The following is a 907-nucleotide window of genomic DNA, read 5'->3' as shown; positions in this document are numbered from 1 at the left end:
GCTTGTTGGCGGCGGTGTATTGCAGCGGGGCGGCCAGCGTGCCGAAGTCGAGCTGCACCGGCAGATACTGGGTGCGCAGCGTCTGGCCGGAGGCATCGCGCACGCTGGTCGTGGTGTGGGTCAGCGTGCCCAGCGTGACGTCCTGGCGCGCGGGTTTGCCGAAGCCGTCATATTTGGTGGCCTGCGTTGCCGCAGGGTTGGTGGAGGTGGTGAGCTGGCCGATATTGTAGAAGCCCGCCGCCGCCTGATCGTAGGTGTTCTGCGTCAGCGTCACCGCACTGCCGCCCGACGGGGTCGCCGTCTTCAGGGTCAGCCGGTCCATCTGGTCGTAGGCCAGGGCGGTGACGGTGCTGCGGGCATCGGTCTGGCTGGTCAGCCGGTTGGCGACGTCATAGACATAGGACCAGCTGCCGAGATCGGGATCCGTTGCAGAAAGCCGGTTGCCGACCATGTCATAGCTGTAGCTCCAGCTCGAGCCGCCCGGATCGCTGACCCCGATCAGCCGGCCAAGCACATCGTAGCTGCGGCCCTCCGTCAGATTAAGCCCGCCGAGATCGCGCACGATCTGCACGACATCGCCGCGCGTCGAGGACACGCTCTTCGACTGGCGTGTGGTGGTCGCATTGACCTGGTCGGTCTGGGTGACCGCGTAAAGCCGCGGATTGGTGCCGGTGCCGCTGTCGAGGCTGTGGGCGAAAATCGTCTGGCTGACGTCGGCATAGACGGTTTTTACCGGCCGGTCGCTCCAGTCGTAGCTGTTGGTCGTCCACTGCGCGGTGTCGCCGACAAAGCGCGGGAAGGCGGTGCGCAGGACATTATTACGCAGATCGTAGTCGGTGTCGGCAATGCGCTTTGCTCCGGCCGCCGTCTCGCCGGGCGTTTCCACCCGATAAACCCGGCCAAGCCC

The 907-nt window shown here is 65.7% G+C and carries 1 pseudogene; it reads right to left on the bottom strand.

Annotated features, from left to right (window positions below):
• Window positions 1-907, bottom strand: a pseudogene (locus NKH28_RS34295) (hypothetical protein); the annotation flags it as partial.

The sequence above is a fragment of the Mesorhizobium sp. M1227 genome, assembly GCF_040318315.1.
Classification (GTDB): Bacteria; Pseudomonadota; Alphaproteobacteria; order Rhizobiales; family Rhizobiaceae; genus Mesorhizobium.
This window is presented reverse-complemented; position numbering and strand designations above follow the sequence as displayed.